The sequence below is a fragment of the uncultured Psychroserpens sp. genome (assembly GCF_947494225.1).
Lineage (GTDB): Bacteria > Bacteroidota > Bacteroidia > Flavobacteriales > Flavobacteriaceae > Psychroserpens.
This window is the reverse complement of sequence record NZ_CANLUG010000002.1, coordinates 700566-722245: the sequence shown is the minus strand read 5'-3', so window position 1 is coordinate 722245 and position 21680 is coordinate 700566. Positions and strand designations below refer to the sequence as shown.

Genomic DNA, 21680 nt, shown 5'->3' with positions numbered 1-21680 from the left:
GAATCAAAAACGCAACTAATTGCAGATATTCGTTTCTTTTTACTTGTAGGGGTTTATGTGCTTATTCAAAAATAAGCTGTCCTGTGTAAAATTGTTGCACGTCAATAACTGGAGGTGCATTGACCACAATAACATCTCCTGTACTTCGTATCTCTCCTGTTAGAGATTGTTGCGCATTAATTATCATATCATTGCTACTGCGCTGAAAAATGGCCACGTCTTGGGCTATTAAATGACGGCCTTCAAATCTAGCATCTCCAGAAAAAAAACGAATATTAGCCGTATCGGTAGATCCCGAAATATAGCAAGTTGATAGATTATTAACGGTTACAGTAAACACGTTACAGTCTATTTCGAGAATAAAATTACCATCGGTGTTAACGGCGTCTTCCTCTTCAAAATCTTCAGAAATCAATTCTAAGGCATTATAGGTAAGTACGCCATTGCTTCGTACAGCTAAACCTGATCCATTTCTAATTTTTGTAATATTCGGAGCGCTTACAAACACTTTGGTAATGCCATAGTCTCTAGTAATATTGCAGGCATTATTATTGTGGATTTCGAGCCTGCCGTTTACCACGTCCACGTCAATATCGTTCATTAAATATTCGCCCGTTTGAACGGTTACTTTCTGTGTTAACTCATCGGTGAGTATGAGTTCGATTCTAGGAAAAACAGTAATTTCAGTAAAGGCATCTACTTCAAAATCGCGTTCTATAATAGTTCCTGAATTTTGGAAACAATCGGGCACATTTTCCCCATTGCATGAACAAAACAACACAACAACCATTATATATACTAACTTTCTCATAATCGTATTCCTATTCCAAATTCAACAGCTTCTGCTTTGGCGCCATGCGACTTCAGTGTTATTGCCCCAAATAGTTTATCTCCAAAATAACGCTTCAACCCAATCCTGTTATAAACACGTCCTTCAAAATCGTATGGATAATAGACATAATATCCTAATTGAGATATAAATGACATTTTATTAATAAACAATTCATGTCCAATAAAAACACCTACGCGCTTCCAATCTTCATCACCACTTACATTCAATTCAGGAAAAGCCACAGCATAAAAATGAATGAGCTCTTTCAGAAATTTAGAAAAGAAAATATCTGTTCCAACCTGAACAGCGCTTTTTCGGTTTAATCGTTTATCTGCATAGGCAGAGACAATATAAAAAGGGTACTGACCAACACCTATAATATCACTCTCATTAGCCCCGCTTCTAAAGGCTAAGTTATATTTAATAGGCTCTTTATATTTCTTTTCTTCGGAAGACGGAATATATTCGGGTTCGTTGTCATAATCAAACAAATAATTAGCTCCCACATTAAACACAAACGTATTTGTAGAATTATTAGGCGCTTTAAAATTGGCATTAGAATAGTGAATTACCGAAATACCTGCCTGAACACCTATCCCTTTAAAAATGTTCTCCTTTTTGTAATTAAGCATCACATAGGTTGTACTCAGCAAATCGGAACCATAAGCATTATTAACAAAATTGGTTTCTTTATCGTAGGGGTTTGTGGTATATGCAATGCCTTGTCCGATTCTGAAATTTAAATGTCGTTTTAAAAAGTAAAAATTATAGTGTGCATAGAGCCCATAATTCTCACCCAAAAAACGATTTTTCATGTCTTGGTAAATAAATGAAAAACCCCAATCTGGATAATTATAACGACTTTCCCAGTCTTTAAATCCGTATGTTTTTCTATTATAACTTAAAATTAATCCAGAAGGATGGTCTGTAATTAAATGTGCTATATCTGGGTTATGCTCTAAAATAGTTCCGTAGTAAGTATTTACATCTAGAGTAAACCGTTTAGGGTCATTCTCTTGAGCAAGTACGAATGTGGAAATTAAGCAAAAAATGTAGGCACTGAAACGCTTCATTTAATTTAGTTATGCCACAAAAATAACATTTTAAATGACAGTCTTAGTTTTTAGCTTTTTCTATAAAATCATAAACTGATTTAGTTAACTCAACTATAGTTTTATTACTTGAAAAATCACCCCATGTAATTTCTTTACTTCTAACTTTGGATAATACAATCTGACTCAATTCTGCCTTAGGAATGAATGTTCCTGGAGACTTGTCATCATTAACTTTGTAAATAGAATTTAATTCTGTTATTTTCAACTCCTTTAGAAAAACACCTATATAATTGTTTTTAAATTTTTCAGGCTTTGTTTTCTCCAAAGATTCTTCAATTCTTTTCTGAATATTAGCTTTATTCTTTTTTACGTCGTTCTTATTACAAAACTCGATTAAAACTTTACTCCAAATTGAATCACTTAATAGGTTTTCTATTTCTCTATAAGGTTTAGTTGTTTTATATTCAAACCCTTCAGTTGACTTCGCTATCTCATCAATATGACTGTGCTTAGTATCTTTACCAGAATCTAAATCTGAAATCAATAATATCTTATTATTCAATGCATAAGATGTAATTAAATCTTTTTCCTCCTTGTAAGCATTTTTATTCCTTTTATCAAAATCATAGTGAACCAAATTAGACCCAGCATATTCAAAAAATGCAAAATCTATATCCTCTCGAGGCCTAGGTTTCTTTTTACTCTCACAATAAGCTAGTAGAAATGCTTTTATAAAATTTCTATCTGAAATACCTTCAACCCAAATACTAGAATTAGCTAAAAACACAGATGAATTATTAACTCCTAAATTTCTTAAAGTCTGATTATCTCCAGCGTTAACATTACGGATTAAAAATTTCTCTTTATCAAGCGAGTTAAAGGAATAAATTGAGATGTTATCTTTCTCCAATGTTAAGTCCAAAAAATGGTTAGAGTGCGTGACTATAAAATATGTTAGATTCTTATCTAACAGATTCTTATTTGTTGTTATTTGCTCTAGAAAAAGCCTTTGATAACCTGGATGTAAATTTAATTCTGGTTCATCTATGTATATAATTGAATCCTTTTCAGCAAGAAAAATTTTATACATTAAAATTATTAACGATTGAATACCATCTCCCAAATCATGTAGTTTTTCACTTTTATTCCCTATAAAAATTTGGATTAAATTATCTTGATAATCACCTGAGTGGTTTTTTTCTATATTAAAATCTGCGACAATATCAATCTCTTTACCATCAAAAAAATGAAGTCTTAAAAATTCCTCAAATTCATGAAATTTAGATCTATTTTCTTTTTTACTATTTCTAGTATTAACAATCTCATTATACAAATTTAAACCAGTAAAAATATCTATATCCTTACTAAGCGATTCATAGTTTTTCCTAATTGTTTCCTGAAAAATATCTTTATTTATTCTATTTCTACTCACCCTCTCAGAGCTTTCATTTTCAATAGAACTTATATCAGGTTCAAATAATGAGTGAGCTGTTCTTAGAGTTGGTATATAAATTCTACCACCCCTTTTTATTTCTAAGCCATTAACATATTGCTTAATTTGATTAGAGACGTTTCTTATTGGATTAAGCTTGTCCTTTAAATTTGTTAAAGCAGATTCGTTTATATAGTTATTACTGATAAATCTATTATTATTAACATTAAGACCTCTAAGATAGTTCCTTCGTCCACTTACACTCAATTCATCTGCTCCAAAAAGAACCATATCTATTTGATCAATTAGTAAAAGATTTTGCTTCATTCCTTGAAACAACTTATATAAATGAAAGTTAAAGTCTATAGGAATCAATTTAAACGTATTGTTTGCAACAAGTTTTAATTCATCATTAATTTTTTCTTTTCCATAAGTTTGAGTTAAATATGAAATTAGAGATGATGAGACTGAAAAAACAGAATCAAAACTATTAATTAAAACATTATACTCTTCTATAAAAAGCTTTAGTGAATTAATGTTATGAACTCCTAACAGTTTATTTTGATTCATTAAAGATCTTAAAAACCTACTTTTACCACTATTGTTTGAGCCTATAAGAATATTTATATGGTTTGTTTTTGGTAAAAACCTGATCGGTTTATTAGAATTTTCATTTAAAAAGTAATTTTTGAAATTTTTGATGTTTTCAAAATCCAATTCAATATCCAAAGCCTTTTTCATACAATCTAATTAATATATTAAAAATACAACTTCTAATATATTAATTATATATAAATCAAGCTTTTAAAACACCTGCGACGCAACAGCTTTAATATTGTCACTTTTTCCCATAGAATAATAATGTAGCACAGGAATTCCTGCTTTTTGAAGGGCTTTAGATTGTTGAATACACCACTCTACTCCTACTTGTCTAACCGCTTTATTGTCTTTGCATTTTACAATTTCGATAATTAAATCTTCGGGTAAATCGACATGAAATCGATGCGGAATTAAATTGAGTTGTTTTTTTGTTGCTATTGGTTTTAATCCAGGAATTATAGGAACGGTTATTCCCTCATTTCTACATTTTTCAACAAATTTGAAATACTTGTCATTATCAAAAAACATTTGTGTGACGATATATTCTGCACCTTTTTTTATTTTCTTTTTTAGAAAGTGAATATCACTATCTAGACTAGGAGCTTCGGCATGTTTTTCGGGATACGCCCCAACGCCAATACAAAAATTAGTTGGTGAAGAATTTTCCAATTCCTCGTCCAAATAAGCCCCTTTGTTTAAGTCGGAAATTTGACTCACCAATTCGCTAGCATAGTGATGACCATCTTTCTCTGGTTTGAAATACGTTTCGGTCTTTACGGCATCACCACGAAGTGCCATGACATTATCAATACCTAAAAAATCGAGATCGATAAGAAAATTTTCGGTGTCTTCTTTTGTAAACCCACCGCACAAAATATGCGGTATTGCATCAACACCATATTTGTTCTGAATAGCGGCACAAATTCCTACTGTTCCTGGTCGTTTTTTTACAATTTGCTTTTTAAGCAACCCATTACCTACATCTTTAAAGGTGTATTCTTCACGATGATAGGTGACATCAATAAAAGGTGGATTGAATTCCATTAACGGATCAATATTATCAAATATAGATTGAATATGTTGTCCTTTTAAAGGCGGTAAAATTTCGAATGAAAACTGTGTATTTCCATTGGCATTTTTTATGTGTCTGGTAACTTTCATATTAAGGTGTTGACGTCAGATATGCTATAAGCAATGACACTGCAGTAAGTAATATCAATTGTAATGCAAATCTGATTTCTATTTTATACTTTTTCATCATCTTGAATTTATAGGTTAATACAAGATTACTATTTAATCTCTATGTTATTATAAGCTCAACTCTAAGAAATTGTTAAGTTTCTGCGAGGTTTGGATTGAGCCATTTTTGGGCATCTTCAAGGGTTATTTGTCTACGCTTAGCATAATCTTTAAGTTGATCTTCGGTAATTTTACCCAAACCAAAATATTTTGCTTCTGGATGTCCAAAATAATAGCCGCTAACACTCGCTGCAGGCCACATCGCTAAACTTTCGGTTAACTTAACCCCTATTCTATTTTCAACATCTAATATTCGCCATATGGTCTGTTTTTCTAAGTGATCTGGACAAGCAGGATAACCAGGAGCAGGACGAATCCCTTTATAAGTTTCTTTAATTAACTCCTCATTGCTAAGGTGTTCATTTGATGCATAAGCCCAAACATCTTTTCTTACATGTTCATGTAAATATTCTGCAAAGGCCTCGGCTAGACGATCTGCCAAAGCTTTAATCATAATCGAGTTATAATCATCATTATCACTTTCAAATTGTTCTGCTAGCTCTTGAGTTCCAAAACCGGTTGTAACGCAAAACGTTCCTATATAGTCTTGTTTCCCACTATTCTTTGGCGCTATAAAATCGGCCAAAGCATGATTTGGAACGCCAGCTCTCTTTTTAAGCTGCTGTCTTAGTGTTAAGAAGGTGGCCTGTACATTTTTAGATTCATCGTAGACTTCGATATCATCATCGTTAACTGTATTGGCCGGAAATAATCCATAAATAGCTTTTGCCTTTAACAACTGTTCATCAAAAATTTGTTTCAATAAGTGTTGCGCATCTTTATACAATTCTTGAGCCTGTGCTCCAACAATAGTATCGTTTAATATTTCTGGAAATTTCCCATGTAGATCCCAGCTTCTAAAAAACGGACTCCAATCAATATAAGGTTCTAATAATTTAAGATTAAAAGTTTCAATGACCTGAATTCCTAATTGTTTTGGTTTTACAATTTCTGATGTATTCCAATCAATCTGATACTTATTTTTTCGGGCTGCCTCTATAGAAATATATTCTTTTCGCTTTCCGCGTTTTAAGAACTGTTCTCTAAATGCATTATACTCTTCCCTTATCTGAGTTTTAAAAATATGATTGTCTTTTTGCAATAAATTACCAACAACGGTTACTGCTCTCGAAGCATCATTAATATGCACCACAGTGTGATTATAATTAGGAGCAATTTTAACAGACGTATGCGCTTTGGATGTGGTTGCACCACCAATGATTAATGGTATGGTTAAATTTTCCTTTTTCATAGCTTTTGAAAGGTAAACCATTTCATCAAGTGATGGTGTTATTAAACCACTTAATCCTATAACATCAACATTTTCTTTAACTGCTGTCTCTATAATTTTTTCTGGAGGCACCATAACTCCTAAATCGATAATCTCATAATTGTTGCATCCCAAAACAACACTCACGATATTTTTACCAATATCGTGTACATCGCCTTTTACTGTGGCCATTAAAATTTTACCAGCAAATGCCTGTTTCCCATCCTTTTCGGCTTCAATAAAAGGTTGCAAATAAGCTACTGCCTTTTTCATAACACGAGCAGATTTTACAACCTGAGGTAAGAACATTTTCCCACTTCCAAATAAGTCGCCAACAACGTTCATTCCAATCATCAAATGGCCTTCGATAACCTGAATAGGTTTAATAGACAATACACGAGCCTCTTCAACATCTTCCACGATAAAAGCATCAATTCCTTTAACTAGGCTATGTGTAATTCGTTCTTGTAAAGGTGCGTTCCTCCATTCTAAAACAGTGGTTTCATCTTTCTTTTTTTGCCCTTTTACAGTTTCAGCAAAATCTAACAAGCGTTCTGTAGCGTCCTCTCGCTTATCAAACAATACATCTTCAACACGCTCTAATAAATCGTCTGGAATTTCGTCGTAGACCTCTAACATGGTTGGATTTACGATCCCTAATGTCATCCCATATTGTATAGCATGATACAAAAATGCAGAGTTAATAGCTTCTCTAACTGTGGTATTGCCTCTAAATGAAAACGAAACATTACTCACGCCTCCAGATACATTTACATGTGGTAAGTTTTCACGAATCCATTTTGTAGCCTTAAAAAAGTCTAAGGCATTTAAACGATGTTCATCCATTCCTGTAGCGACAGGAAAAATGTTAGGATCAAAAATAATATCTTCAGGAGGAAAATTAATCTCATTAACTAAAAGCTCATAAGAGCGTTTACAAATATCTATACGTCTTTGAAAAGTATCGGCTTGACCAATTTCATCAAAGGCCATTATAATGACAGCTGCTCCATAACGTTTAACCAAAGTTGCTTGTCGTAAAAACTCTGATTCACCTTCTTTTAAACTAATCGAGTTGACAACACATTTACCTTGAACTACTTGTAATCCTGCTTCGATAATTTCCCATTTAGAACTATCAATCATTATGGGGATACGTGCAATATCGGGCTCTGAAGCAATGAGATTTAAAAATTTAACCATTGCATATTTCCCATCAAGCATACCTTCGTCCATATTGACGTCTAAAATCTGGGCTCCTCCTTCAACCTGATTTCTAGCCACGTCTAAGGCCTCGTCAAATTTTTCTTCTTTTATTAAACGAAGAAATTTTCGAGACCCAGTTACATTTGTTCGTTCTCCAACATTTATAAAGTTACTTTCTGGAGTTACTACAAGTGGTTCTAGACCTGATAGTTTTAAATATGTATTTCGTTTTGCCATTATACTTCTACATTAATCTGACGTGGTTGATAGTGTCGTGCAACTTCTGAAATGGCCTTAATATGCTCTGGGTTTGTCCCACAACATCCACCAATAATATTTACTAAGCCATCTTTAAGATAGCTTTCTACTAAGGCTTTCATTTGTTCTGCAGATTGGTCATATTCACCAAATGCATTCGGTAATCCTGCATTGGGGTGGGCAGAAATATAGAATTCGCTTTCGTGGGATAAACGTTGTAAGTAAGGCTGTAATTGCTCGGCTCCTAATGCACAATTAAAGCCTACACTTAGCAAAGGAACATGAGAAATGGACGTTAAAAACGCTTCAACAGTTTGACCAGACAAAGTACGTCCTGAAGCATCGGTAATGGTTCCAGACACCATAATTGGTATATCAACTTGCCGTTCTTCTTTAACCTGTTCAATAGCAAACAACGCTGCTTTAGCGTTGAGTGTATCAAATATAGTTTCTACCAAAAGCACATCTACACCTCCATCAATTAGAGCCTCCACCTGTTCCTTATATGCAACTCGTAATTCTTCAAATGTAATTGCCCTATATTCGGGTCTATTCACATCTGGAGACATGCTAGCCGTTTTATTGGTAGGACCAATACTTCCCGCCACAAATCGAGGCTGATCGGGGTTTTCAAGTGTAAATTTATTAGCCACTTGTTTTGCTATTTTTGCCGATTCAAAATTGAGCTCATAAACCAAATCTTCCATTTGATAATCTGCCATAGCAATTGTTGTTCCTGAAAATGTATTGGTTTCTATAATATCTGCACCAGCTTCAAAATATAAGCGATGTACTTCGGCAATAGCCTCAGGTTGGGTTAACGACAATAGGTCGTTATTCCCTTTTAAAGACGATGGATAATCCTTAAAGCGTGTTCCTCTAAAATCTTCTTCAGAAAAATCATATCGCTGTAACATCGTTCCCATGGCACCATCTAAAACCAATATTCGCTTTTCTATCTCTTCTCTAATATTGCCCATAAATTTTAATTTAAATGCTTTGAAAGTTTAACAACATCTGATAGTAATCCGCGTGCTGTAACCGCTTTTCCTGCACCAGCTCCTTGAATGACTAATGGCTGCTCTCCATATGATTTTGTAAAAATTTCAAAAATAGAATCCGCACCTTTTAATTGACCTAATGCCGATTGCTTATCTTCAGAAATAAGTTTCACCTCCAGCACTTTTTTGGCCACATTCAATTCTCCTACATACCTTAAAACCTCACATTGAGATAAGGCCTGTTTGCGTTTTAAAAAAGGCTGATCTAACTCCTTAATTCTGGTTTTAAATTGATGCAATGTTGTTTTCCCATTAAGTTGTTTGGGTACAAGCGATTCAATTTTGACATTTTGAAATTCTACGTTTAAGTCTAATTCTCGTGCTAAGATTAATAATTTCCTAGCCACATCATGACCAGAAAGATCATCCCGAGCATCTGGTTCTGTTAATCCCAAATTCGATGCTTTGGACAACACTTTTGAAAATGGTTCATTTTCAGCAGAAAACCTATTAAACACATAGCTTAACGACCCTGAAAACACGCCTCGAATCTTTTCTATCTGCTCACCTGAGTCATAGAGTTGCTTTATCGTTTCAATAATTGGAAGCCCGGCACCTACATTGGTTTCATATAAAAATGATCGATTGTGTTTTTTAAGAGATAATCGTAAGCGCTCATAAAAATCATAATGTAATGTATTTGCTAATTTATTAGCCGAAACAATATGAAATCCATTTTCAATTAGAGACACATAGCTCTTAACTAGGTCTTCACCAGACGTGGCATCTATGGCAATAACATGCTTGTAATGTTGCTCTTTTATATACTGAATAATCTCGGTCACATTAAAAGGCACTGAAAACTTCTCAAAATTAGTTTCCCATGTATGTGTGTCTTTATTTCCGTTAAAAAACACCAACTTTGAATTGGTAACAACAGGAATTTCAACAGTTAAATTGAGTTGCTCCTTTAGTCGCTGTTTAGAAGCATTAATTTGATTTATAAGTGTACTACCTACATTTCCAATTCCAAATATGACTAAATGTATGGTTTTAGGATTTGACATAACTTTTGGTTTTAGACTTATGTTCTACAGCGAAGGCCTGATTTAGGTCATTAATTAAATCTTGAGCATCTTCAATTCCACAAGACAAACGTATTAACGAATCTTTGATTCCAGATTGTAAACGTTTCTCTCTTGGTATTGAGGCATGTGTCATTTGAGGAGGATGACAAAGTAAACTCTTTACACCTCCAAGGCTTTCAGCAAGTTTAAAATAGCTTGTGCTGGTCACAAAACGATTAGCAGCTTCTTGTGTATCTTCTTTTAAGGTAAAAGAGACGATACCGCCAAATAACCCATTTTGTTGACGTTTCGCAATATCGTGATTCTTATGAGTCACCAAACCAGGAAAATACACCTCTTCAACGGCATGATGATTTACCAAAAAGGCAGCAACTGCAAAGGCATTTTCACATTGTTTTTGATAACGTAACTCTAAAGTTTCGATGCCACGAATGGTTAAAAAACAATCCCAAGGTCCTAAAATCCCACCAGATGCATTCTGAATAAACTTAAGTTGTTCGGAAAGTTCCTTTGTTTTGGTCACCACCAAACCAGCGACTAAGTCGGAATGCCCTCCTATGTACTTGGTACCACTATGAATAATTATATCCGCTCCCAACGCAATAGGTTGTTGTGCTATTGGGCTCGCAAATGTATTATCAACAACCAACAAGGCTCCAACACTTTTAGCAATAATGCTAATCGTTTGAATATCGGACACTTTCAAGGTTGGATTTGTAGGAGACTCTATCCACACCAGTTTGGTCTTACTACTAATAACATTAGCCACATTAGAAGCCTCTGTAGTATCGACATAATGAACTTTTATGCCGAGTTTTTCATAAACATGGGTAAATAAACGATAGGCTCCTCCATAAATATCATCTACAGCAATGATTTCATCACCAGCCGATAATAGTTTTAAAACAGCATCAATAGCTGCTAACCCTGTTGCAAAGGCAAAAGCTGAATCTCCACCTTCGAGATTGGCGACGACATCTTCTAAAGCCTTACGTGTTGGGTTATTACTTCTTGCATAATCATAACCTTTATTGACGCCAGGTGCTTCTTGAATAAAGGTTGAAGTTTGGTACACTGGTACCGAAATTGCTCCAGTGAGTGGATCACTAGGAATGGAATGAATAATTTTTGTTGCACTCATTTTTCTAATTTTTTTTGAGTTAATAATGTGTGCTATCTGTTAAACAAGATAAATGGAGTTAAAAGTATTTTTATCACTTATACTTCAAAATAAAAATTGAACGTAGCTAAACACTATGTTAAATTTTTCTTTCTTGTCTAATTAAAAAATCTATCTGTTCCCTCATCATTAATCTCGCTCAACAGATAGCACGATTAAACCAAAAGTCAAATGCGCTTATAAAAAGCGTACCTAATAGAAAAATGTTATAAGAAATACGTAAATACAGATGAGTAATTACGCTTGAGTTATCTATCTAAATCGTGATAAATGAATCACGCTTCAAGTAGAATGTAGCACCTTCTTAATTGCTTAAGGGTTGCTAAGGCTTCGTCGGGTCTATTCCCTCCGCCTTTCTTGATAACATTTCAGTAAGTTATTGAACTTTGTGAGTACAAATATTGCAACAGAAAAATTTAATATCCAAATAATTCATAAAAAATTTAAAATAAATTTAGTTTCCCCTTTATTTTTTTACTTTTGCCAAATAACAATTTAAGAGGAAAAATTTGTTCTGATTGCAACCTCATTAAAAAATGCTAAAGCAGTTAGTTTACAACTTCTCTAGCGACCAAGCAATCTCAATTAATTTTTCAGAAATAATTAAAATTTAAAAGGGATTTATGGGATATTTATTTACTTCGGAAAGCGTCTCTGAAGGACATCCAGATAAAGTAGCAGATCAAATAAGTGATGCTTTAATAGATAATTTTTTAGCTTTTGACAAAGAATCAAAAGTGGCATGTGAAACGTTGGTAACGACTGGACAGGTTGTTCTTGCTGGTGAAGTTAAATCCAATACATATTTGGATGTACAAAAAATTGCAAGAGATACTATCAATAAAATTGGGTATACAAAAAGTGAGTATATGTTTGATGGAAATTCATGTGGCGTATTTTCGGCTATTCATGAGCAATCAGAAGATATTAATCGTGGTGTAGACAGATCGAGCAAGGAAGAGCAAGGTGCTGGAGACCAAGGAATGATGTTTGGATATGCCACTCGTGAAACCGAAAACTTCATGCCTCTAGCCTTAGATTTATCGCATCGAATTTTAAAAGAATTGGCAGATTTAAGACGTGAAAACAAAGACATCACATATTTAAGACCAGATTCTAAAAGTCAGGTAACTATTGAATATAGCGATGATAATGTTCCTCAACGTATTGATGCTATTGTAGTATCTACACAGCATGACGATTTTGGTAATGACGAAGAAATGCTTGCTAAGATTAGAAAAGATATTGTTGACATTCTAATTCCTAGAGTTGTTGCAAAATTACCTGAACATATTAAAGTGTTGTTTAATGATGATATTACCTACCACATCAACCCAACTGGGAAGTTTGTAATTGGCGGCCCTCATGGAGATACTGGATTAACTGGACGTAAGATTATTGTAGACACTTATGGAGGAAAAGGCGCTCATGGTGGTGGTGCATTCTCGGGGAAAGATCCGAGTAAAGTTGATCGAAGTGCTGCATATGCAACAAGACATATTGCAAAAAACATGGTCGCAGCAGGAATTTGTAATGAAATTCTAGTTCAAGTAAGTTATGCCATTGGTGTTGTTGAACCAACTTCAATTTTTGTAGACACATATGGTACTTGTCCTTTTAACCTCACTGATGGAGAAATTGCCGAAAAAATCGCAACTGTTTTTGATATGAGGCCAGCAGCCATTGAAGAACGCTTAAAATTACGTCAACCTATGTATAGCGAAACAGCAGCTTACGGACATATGGGTCGTGATACCGAAACGGTTAGCAAAACGTTTAATCAACCTAATGGAGACCCAATTACGATGGACGTCGAATTGTTTACTTGGGAGAAATTAGATTATGTAGATAAGATTAAAAGTGCTTTTGGATTATAATCTAATTAAATTTATAAAAAAACCTCTAAATCATGATTTAGAGGTTTTTTATTTTATTGAGAGTTTGTATCTTCTCAAATCTAATATTTAGTTGTAATGACCTTCGAAGCACTAGAATCCTCAGAAATCAAAGACAGTTATTTTTACCGAAATTCTAAATGGGATTGGTTAAATAATGATATGATTCATGTTTTTGATAATGAACGACCACGTGTTATCACTATGGATCCATGGCCTCAAAAAGTGTTCTTAGATGCGCTAGGTCAACAAACCGTAGAAGAGTATATTTTAAGTGTTGCCAATGAATACCCAAAAAATCAAGCTCCAAAAGAATTAGACCAAGTTATTTTAAAGCAACTCGAAGATTTAGCATATGGAGAAAACGTGATTACAATTTCTAGCAGCCCATTTGCTTTAGATGCTTCCATTTTAAACCCTATGACAGAAGAGGGCAACATTGATCTCCAAGGCACTTGGCTGGGGCAATATCAATATGGCATTCCAGACACATACAAAGATGAGACTATGATGAATGTCAATTTCACACTAACAATAGATACAGTAAAAAACAACAAGTTTTCCGGAACTGTTGAAGATGACCTAGCAACTGGGGGCACTCCTGGAATTGGAATCGTAAAAGGAACCTACCGAGAGGACATTATTCGTTTTACAAAAAACATGCCCATAAAGGCAAGCTTTGATACGGCTGGTAATCACCATTTAGATCAAAGTAAAAAACATCCAACTCTTTTTTATACAGGTGAATTTTCGAGAAGTAAACAAACCATTACAGGTACTTGGAAATTTAAGAAGAAGCTATTCTTCTGGAAAGGTTTTATTCCAATATTCTTTTCTCCTGGGCAAGGAACATTTAACATGACCAAAAGACAAAATCAATAGACTCAGTTAAAATTTATTGTAAGACATCACGCAACCTTTTTTTATATTCTTCATCTTAGTAGAAATAACAATCAATCTACTATGAAAATTTTAAAGGTATGTTTTACAACACTAATCGCTCTGTTTTTAACCTCTTGCGAATTAGACGATAGTGATAGTTCAGGTACCTTACAAAGCCAGAACCCAGATTCAACAGCATTTTCAGAAAACTTTGGCGACGAGATATCAAGAAACTTTTTAGGGACAGTGGTTGATATTAATAACATTCCCATTTCAAATGTTATGATTACCATTGGAAATTCTACAGCAACAACCGATAATAACGGTGTTTTTATTATTAACAGTGCTACGGTCAATCAACGTTTTGGGTATATCAAAGCAGAAAAAACAGGTTACATTCATGCCTCAAGAGCTGTTGTTCCCAGTGAAGGTACCAACAAAGTACATATCATGATGTTGCCTGAAACTGTAGTAGGAACAACGGCAAGTGGTACTCAAGAAGCGATTAGTTTACCAAATGGGGCTTCGGTTGGTTTGGAAGGTGATTATATAAAAGCTGATGGAACCGCATACGATGGTAATGTTAATGTGATTATGCATCTTTTAGACCCAACAGACGAAGACATGGAAGATCAAATGCCAGGGATGTTGTATGCTGCCAATGCCCAAAATGAGGAACGCATGCTACAAACTTTTGGGATGCTTGCCGTAGAATTACGTGGTGAAAATGGGCAAGACCTTAACCTAGCAGAAGGATCTTCGGCAGAGATAAAAATCCCTCTAGATGAAAGTTTAATACTTAATGCTCCTAATACAATTCCATTGTGGTATTTTGATGAAGTTAATGGGTATTGGGTTGAAGAAGGTGAAGCAACATTAGTTGGCAATCAATATATTGGAATGGTATCTCATTTCTCATTTTGGAATTATGATATTCCTAGAGAAGCTGAAATTGTATGCATTAAATTAGTCAATGACATTGGTAATACTATTCCAAATCAAGAGATTATTCTTCACAGCTCTAACTTAAATCAGACGACTTCAGGAATTACAAATGAACTAGGACAAGTTTGTGGTTATATGCCTCTAAATGAGTCTTTAGAGCTAACGATAAATGGAAATGGTTCTTGTACTATTGCTTACGAAGATACTATTGGTCCAATAACAGAAGAACAAGTTATTACTATTGTACTAGATGGTACTGATTTAATTTCAGAAACAATAGTAGGGAATTTTGTGGATTGCGATCAAAACCCAATTATTAATGGATATGCTCTAATTAATACTGGTGAATTTTCATCTTTTGAAAACATAAACAACGGCATGCTACAAACGACTGTATTGAGATGTGCTGATGACAGTGATTTTTCAATTGAGGCTTATGATACAAATACACTACAAAGTGCTAGTCAAACTAATGTTGCTTTTACATCTCCGGAAACAAATATTGGTACAATTTCTACTTGTAGCGACATTGACGAATATATAGAGTATACCATTGACAGTACCCAAAATTTCTTGTTTACTGAAATTTCTGTAGCAGAACTCGAATATAATTTAGACGATCAAAGTTTTCCAATTGAAACCTATTTAATTCAAATTGAAACTACTTTTGGAAATTTCCCTGAAGAAGATTGTTTCAGGTTAATTGGCATCTTAACACAAGATTTTAACACATTAGTAGGCTCTTATGATTATTGGTATTTTCAAGACCCTAATGACAACATGGGTATCACATTTAATGGCAATGACTGCGGTCATGCTATGACTCTCGATAACACAGCATTATTCAATATAAATAGTATAGGAGAAGTTGGTGAATACATAGATATCACTTTCGAATTAGACTATTTCGATTTTAATGGTCAACCACACACTATGGAAGGATCAATCCATGTTCTTAGGGATCTAGGCAATTAGTCACTAGGAATTTAATCATATTAACTGTTATTATAATAACAACAAAACTTAACTCTATGAAATTATTACAAATGCCCCGTAAACCTTTAATGTTTGTTTTACTATCTCTGTTTTTATGTTTGTCTTGTACAGATGATGACAACAGGGCTTCAAATCCACAAAATCAAGGTCCAGACCCTACCACATTTTCCGAAAACTTTGGAAATGAAATCTCAAGAGACTTTTTTGGAACTGTCATTGACATCAATGGCAATCCGTTAGAAAATGTAATGATCAGTATTGGCTCCTCAACAGCCATGACTGATAGCAATGGTATTTTTATAATTAATGACGCCACTGTTAATCAACGTTTTGGTTATGTAAAAGCTGAAAAAGCTGGTTATATCCATGCTTCTAGAGCCGTCGTGCCTAGTGTAGGTACCAACAAAGTACGTATCATGATGTTGCCTGAAACTGTTGTAGGAACAACGGCAAGTGGTACTCAAGAAACGATTAGTTTACCAAATGGTGCTTCGGTTGGTTTGGAAGGTGATTATATAAAACCTGATGGCACTGCCTACGATGGTAATGTTAATGTGATTATGCATCTTTTAGATCCTACAGACGAAGACATGGAAGATCAAATGCCAGGTATGCTCTATGCTGCTAATTCCCAAAATGAGGAGCGTATGCTTCAAACCTTTGGAATGTTGGCGGTAGAATTACGTGGTGAGAATGGGGAAGACCTTAACCTTGCAGAGGGATCAACAGCAGAAATAAAAGTACCATTAGATCCTAGTTTGGTAACTAATGCGCCAAATACAATTCCGCTGTGGTATTTTGACGAAGCAAATGGGTATTGGATAGAAGAAGGTCAGGCCACTTTAGTTGGTAACATGTATGTTGGAACCGTATCGCATTTCTCATTTTGGAACTGTGACATTCCTGCCGAAGCTGTAAATTTATGTGTTACCGTTACAAACTCAACCAATGATGACTTAGCCAATTTACGTGTTGATATTACGAGTTCTGTTTATGGCACTCGTAGTGGGTATACTAATGGAAGTGGAGAAGTATGCGGTTTGGTGCCTAGCGGAGAACTATTAGAAGTGAACGTCTATATACAAGGTTTAGGGACTTGCAGTTCGGAGAGCATTTATACTGCTAATATTGGGCCTTTTTTAGAAGACTCTTCAATTGGAATCGAAATTACAGAAAGCCCCAATATACAACTTGAAACTGTCACTGGTGTTTTCAATACATGTTCAGGTAACCCTGTAACAGATGGTTATGTATTTCTAAATTCAGCTAGTTACCAAACATCAGAATATGTGAGTAATGGTGACTTTGAAATCAACTTCTTGCGTTGTGACGATGAGGATACGTTTTATCTTCAAGCCTTTGATTATGTTAATCTACAAGAAACAGACTCTATTGCATATACATACACTAGTCCGATAACTAATATTGGTACGTTAACAGCGTGTAACACGATTGACGAGTTTATCACCTATCAAATAGATCAAGACGAGAGCGTAATGATTGTTACAAACTTATTTGCGGGACTATATTTTAGTCCGCCCACTCCTTCAATACCTAGATTATCAATACAAGGCTATGATTCTAGTAATGAAAATCAGAATTCTTTTTTCTTTCAATTTAGGTTAAATGATAATCCGCCATATACAGGCGCTTATAACCATAATGGATTTGGCAATGACATTGGTTTTGGTGTAGAAGGTCCAATTTTTATAGATGATGGACCAAATACGCTTGTTTGTAACATTACTAGTTTTGGTGAGGTAGGTGAATATATAGATATTAACTTTGATGGTACTTATGAAGATTTCGAAGGAAACTCACATACCTTCACAGGTGTTGTGCACATCTTAAGAGATGAATAAACAAAAGGTAAAAAATTAAAAAAAGCCTTCTCAAATGAGAAGGCTTTTTTTAATTTTCAATCATAACTATCCACGTTGGCGTCCAACACGATTCTCTCTAAACTCTTTCATTTTTGCAACAATGATGTCTTGATATTCTTGCTTGGTCACCTCTTTGCCTTTATTTGGCGCCTCTATCTTTTCTTTCTCTTCGGGGTTTATAATGATTTTAGAACATAATATTGTTGTACTTCCTGCACTTACCTCTAGAATAAGTCCTGGTAAGCCCCAATATTCTGAAGGACCATGACCAACAGGTATTTGTGGTGAATACCACGCCTCTACCTCTGTCATTGCGACTTCTTGTTTCTCATCACTGTTGGCATCAGAATTAGGTCGTAATTTATCCCATGAGAAATTATACCATGTGAGTTCGTCTGAAGGTATAGAAGCCGTAGCCCTAAAGCATGTGTATGTCCCTATTTGTTTTGTTTCTGACTCCATTTTCCAGATGATGGGTTGCAATTTGTCTTTAACCAGAAAACGTTTGCCATAAAATTCTTGATCCTGAATTTGGGTATTGGTTTTCACATTTTTGTATTGCTCTCCTGGTGTGAAATTTTTACCCCAAGAATCGGTGGCACCAGAAATCGCATCCAATTTATCATTTTCGTTAAATGTAGATTCCTCTTTATTGAATGTAAGTGTATAGGTCTTTTCTAGCCGGTTTTTTAATCGGTCTTTAACTTGCTTTTTTTGAGCTTCACTTAATCGGTCTCCAAAACGACCCAAATCCATTGTAGATTTTGTGATATAAGTGGCTTGACCTTGAAAATCCTGAGCACTTAAGTTTAATGTCACAAGCAAACTAAATACCAGAATAGAGAATTTTGTGGTTAGTGTTTTCATAATGTTTGAATTAGTCTATAAATTGTTTAACAAATTTACGAAAAAGCTAAACAACTTATATGATATTATTAGAATTTAACAAACCACAAAAAAAGCCTTCTCAAATGAGAAGGCTTTTTTATGCGTTAAGGATTGAGGCTTTGTTGGAGCTCCTCGCAGAGAGCGACTGCCGAAAGCCTGACTTTTGTCTTAACAAAAGTAACGCCCTAATGTTTATAGCGAATAGATAACTCTAAACGTTAAGAATCGCGGTTGAATAAAATACTCGGTTGTACTTACAGAGAAATTACCTTGACTGTTATTAAATCGTGATTGTGTGTTCAATAAGTTGGTAGCCTTGAGTTCGTATTCAAATTTTGCGTCTTTATCTTTTCGGTAAGCTAATGAGGCGTTCCATAGTTCGTTGTTATTAAGCATACGCTCTTTATCACGTGTTTCGTTGTAAGTGAAATCGGTTCTAAAGGTCACTGCTTTCCAGATATAAGCATCAAACTCAATAGTTGGCGCATGCGTGAAAAACGTTGTATTTGTACCACCTTGCTTATTGTTATTAATTCCGTAACGATAAGACACCTCTACATTTGGAGCCTCTCTAAAATTGGTACGCAATTGTGCACGATAATTTTGATTGTAACTTTCATTTACAGAACGTCTATCCTGAATAAATTGGTTAAACTTAGAGTATGTAAAGCTGGCATTTAATGTAGCTCTAATTTTTCGGAAGTTTCTTTGAAAACGCCCAAAAGCATTAAAGGTCTCATCTGCAAATCCTGAATTAAAAGGCGAACTTGTTCTAATAATACTTTCGAAATTAGATAGTGTTCTTATTTGATCTATTCGTTTGCTATAACTCATGTTTGCAAATACATTGGTATAGTTAAACATGTTAAAGCTGAAATAGGATAGGTTTACGTTATGCGATGTTCCATTTTTTAGGGTTTGATTTCCTGTAAAGTAAGAATCATAATTGTTCATTACTAATCCTCTTGCCAATTGTGTCACATCTGTAAACTCTGTATTCATGCGATAACTTAAGTTTAAATTCTCGCTTTTTTTCAATTCTAAACGCACGTTTAAGTCTGGCAATACTCTAAAGAAATTATCTTTAAACTCGGTTCCAAACTGGGTGTTTTTTGCACTATAAGCATGCGTTGAAAACCCGGGAGTAAATGTAAACTTACCACTTTTAAGTCTGTAGTGAACACCTAAATACAAATCACTAAAGTTGTATTTAATATCGTTTGTATCGAGACCATCATTAAAGATTGGAGACGAATCGAAAACCGAATTATCATCTAAAAACTGAAAGATATTACTATCAAAATCTTGACGACTTAAAATGGTTCCAAGAGTGAAATTAATATTACTCTTGTTATTTAATACATTCCAGTAATCTAACTTAGCATCTAATTGATTTGACTTGATACGTTTGTCTTGTGCTATATTATAGTTGTTCAATGTTTGATCAAACCCTAAGCCTTGTGCTGTAGTATCAAAAGGGTCTCTATCTTGTGGATCGGCGTCATTGTTTGTTGGATCGTTTTCTAACAATGCATTATAAAATGGGTCTTCATCTTGTATTAAATGTTGTGCTTCTAGTGCAAAAATATTGCTGTCGTTTAAGGTGTAATAGTAATTTAAAGTTTGGTTAACGCTGTAAGGGCTATTTTCTTCAAATTGCAAGGTATTACCTACTACAGACGACGAGAAATTTTGATCCTGAGATTCTTTTGATGTTCTTCCTAAAATGGCATAATCTAGTTGATTATTTGCATTAGGCTTGTACTTGGCATTAAGTTTAAACAATGCCAAATCACTTTTTTGTTCTGTTTTACTTTCGGTGTCTTCATCAGGAATTCCTAAATCTGAATCGGTATATTTCACAGAACGGTTTTCTTGAAGATCTATTCTAGAGCTTGTAAAAATGGCAAAACCACCAATATCTAAAGTTTTCTTTGGCGAATAACTAAAATTAGCTGCGCCAAATTTTGTCTCAATACTTTGGGCTTGATTATTTTGAAGCGTTAAGAAACCTAAGTTATTATTTCCTAAATTAAGGTTCGTACCACTTTGCTGACTTGGACGATTGAAGCCTCCAGAGAAATTAAAGAAATCTCGTCTAGTAAAAGCTACTTCGCCAATATTATTTAAATCTCCAATGAGGTTGACGCTGTACTTTGGACTATAATAAAATAGTTTTGGTTGCACCAAATACAAGCCTTCGTCATCTGAAACACCACCTCCAGCTGTAACATCACCAAACCAGAAGTTCTTTTTACCTTCTTTTAGTTTAATATTAATGGCGATATTATCCTGGTTATTAGTCACACCACTTAGCTGCCCAACATTAGAATAATTTTTTAGAACTTGAACTTTATCAACGGCATTTGAAGGAATATTTTTTGTGGCTAATTTAGAATCACCATCAAAAAAATCTTTACCATCAACCATAACCTTAGAAACAACTTTACCCTCAACTTCTATTTGTCCGTCATCGTTAATTTCAACACCTGGAAGTTTTTTAAGTACATCTTCGAGTTTCCGTTCGGTACCATCTTTAAAGGAATCGGCATTATAAACTAATGTATCTCCTTTTATTGTTACTGGCATTTCATAGGTTAATTCCACAGCTGCAAGTGCATTATCTGGCATTAACTTATAATCTTTGGTGATACTAACTTCTTTGGTAGATAGTTCTTCTGAAAGCGTTTTCATACCAATGTAACTCACTTGGATACTATAGGTTTTATTTTTCTCTAAATCGAGTTTAAATTGACCTTTGTCGTTTGTAATTGCATAAGACGCCATGGCCTTAGTTTCTTTATTAATTGCAATTACATTGGCAAGCTCTAAAGGCGCTCCTAAACTATCTTTAACAACTCCTCTTACTGAAATTTGGGCACTAGATATGCCAGTTACTAACAGTAACGCTAGTATAATTATGTTTCTCATTTGATTGGATTTTGTTTCTTTATTTGTTTTCTACTGAAA

Annotated in this window: 14 protein-coding genes and 1 riboswitch; of the genes, 4 read left to right on the top strand and 10 right to left on the bottom strand. The window is 34.4% G+C overall.

Going from position 1 to position 21680, the window contains the following annotated elements; genetic code table 11:
- Positions 1-61 precede the first annotated feature (61 nt).
- From Q0893_RS07280 to Q0893_RS07245, 8 genes are all read right to left on the bottom strand, one after another.
- Entirely contained in the window at positions 62-811 is a 750-nt protein-coding gene (locus Q0893_RS07280) for a head GIN domain-containing protein (RefSeq protein ID WP_299273911.1), read from the bottom strand.
- Positions 808-1905: an acyloxyacyl hydrolase gene (locus Q0893_RS07275; RefSeq protein WP_299273908.1), complete on the bottom strand. Its 1098-nt coding sequence runs from the start codon at positions 1903-1905 to the stop codon at positions 808-810. The genes Q0893_RS07280 and Q0893_RS07275 overlap by 4 nt, the downstream gene beginning before the upstream one ends.
- Before the next feature lie 43 nt (positions 1906-1948).
- Positions 1949-4060, bottom strand: coding sequence for an AAA family ATPase (locus Q0893_RS07270; protein ID WP_299273905.1), 2112 nt, complete (start codon positions 4058-4060; stop codon positions 1949-1951).
- A 63-nt stretch (positions 4061-4123) separates the two neighbouring features.
- Positions 4124-5080: a methylenetetrahydrofolate reductase [NAD(P)H] gene (metF, locus tag Q0893_RS07265; protein WP_299273902.1), complete on the bottom strand. Its 957-nt coding sequence runs from the start codon at positions 5078-5080 to the stop codon at positions 4124-4126.
- A gap of 172 nt (positions 5081-5252) precedes the next feature.
- On the bottom strand, positions 5253-7931 hold the full coding sequence (gene metH, locus Q0893_RS07260; RefSeq protein ID WP_299273899.1) for a methionine synthase: 2679 nt from the start codon (positions 7929-7931) through the stop codon (positions 5253-5255).
- The gene (locus Q0893_RS07255; protein WP_298900257.1) at positions 7931-8932 is read right to left on the bottom strand and encodes a homocysteine S-methyltransferase family protein; all 1002 of its coding nucleotides are present in this window, start codon (positions 8930-8932) and stop codon (positions 7931-7933) included. Before Q0893_RS07255 ends, metH begins: the two co-directional genes overlap by 1 nt.
- 5 nt (positions 8933-8937) lie before the next feature.
- Positions 8938-10020 carry an aspartate kinase gene (locus Q0893_RS07250; protein WP_298900258.1) on the bottom strand — a complete coding sequence of 361 codons (1083 nt, stop codon included), beginning with the start codon at positions 10018-10020 and terminating at the stop codon, positions 8938-8940.
- Complete coding sequence (locus tag Q0893_RS07245; protein ID WP_298900259.1) at positions 10007-11182, bottom strand: PLP-dependent aspartate aminotransferase family protein; 1176 nt, start codon at positions 11180-11182, stop codon at positions 10007-10009. The genes Q0893_RS07250 and Q0893_RS07245 overlap by 14 nt, the downstream gene beginning before the upstream one ends.
- Before the next feature lie 284 nt (positions 11183-11466).
- Positions 11467-11588: riboswitch (SAM riboswitch) on the bottom strand.
- Between the two features lie 256 nt (positions 11589-11844).
- Between Q0893_RS07245 and metK the strand changes: the two genes are divergently transcribed.
- The 4 genes from metK (at position 11845) to Q0893_RS07225 (ending at position 17801) form a co-directional block, all read left to right on the top strand.
- Positions 11845-13098, top strand: a complete 1254-nt coding sequence (metK, locus tag Q0893_RS07240) for a methionine adenosyltransferase (protein ID WP_298900260.1) — start codon at positions 11845-11847, stop codon at positions 13096-13098.
- Between the two features lie 96 nt (positions 13099-13194).
- The gene (locus Q0893_RS07235; protein ID WP_299273892.1) at positions 13195-13998 is read left to right on the top strand and encodes a hypothetical protein; all 804 of its coding nucleotides are present in this window, start codon (positions 13195-13197) and stop codon (positions 13996-13998) included.
- Between the two features lie 81 nt (positions 13999-14079).
- Complete coding sequence (locus Q0893_RS07230) at positions 14080-15918, top strand: carboxypeptidase-like regulatory domain-containing protein (RefSeq protein WP_299273889.1); 1839 nt, start codon at positions 14080-14082, stop codon at positions 15916-15918.
- Between the two features lie 56 nt (positions 15919-15974).
- Complete coding sequence (locus Q0893_RS07225) at positions 15975-17801, top strand: hypothetical protein (RefSeq protein WP_298900263.1); 1827 nt, start codon at positions 15975-15977, stop codon at positions 17799-17801.
- 66 nt (positions 17802-17867) lie between these two features.
- Here the strand turns inward: Q0893_RS07225 and Q0893_RS07220 are convergent, their stop codons facing one another.
- Positions 17868-18689, bottom strand: coding sequence for a GLPGLI family protein (locus Q0893_RS07220; protein ID WP_298900264.1), 822 nt, complete (start codon positions 18687-18689; stop codon positions 17868-17870).
- Between the two features lie 213 nt (positions 18690-18902).
- Positions 18903-21641 (bottom strand): TonB-dependent receptor, encoded by a 2739-nt coding sequence (locus Q0893_RS07215; protein WP_298900265.1) that lies wholly within the window; start codon positions 21639-21641, stop codon positions 18903-18905.
- Between the last annotated feature and the right edge of the window lie 39 nt (positions 21642-21680).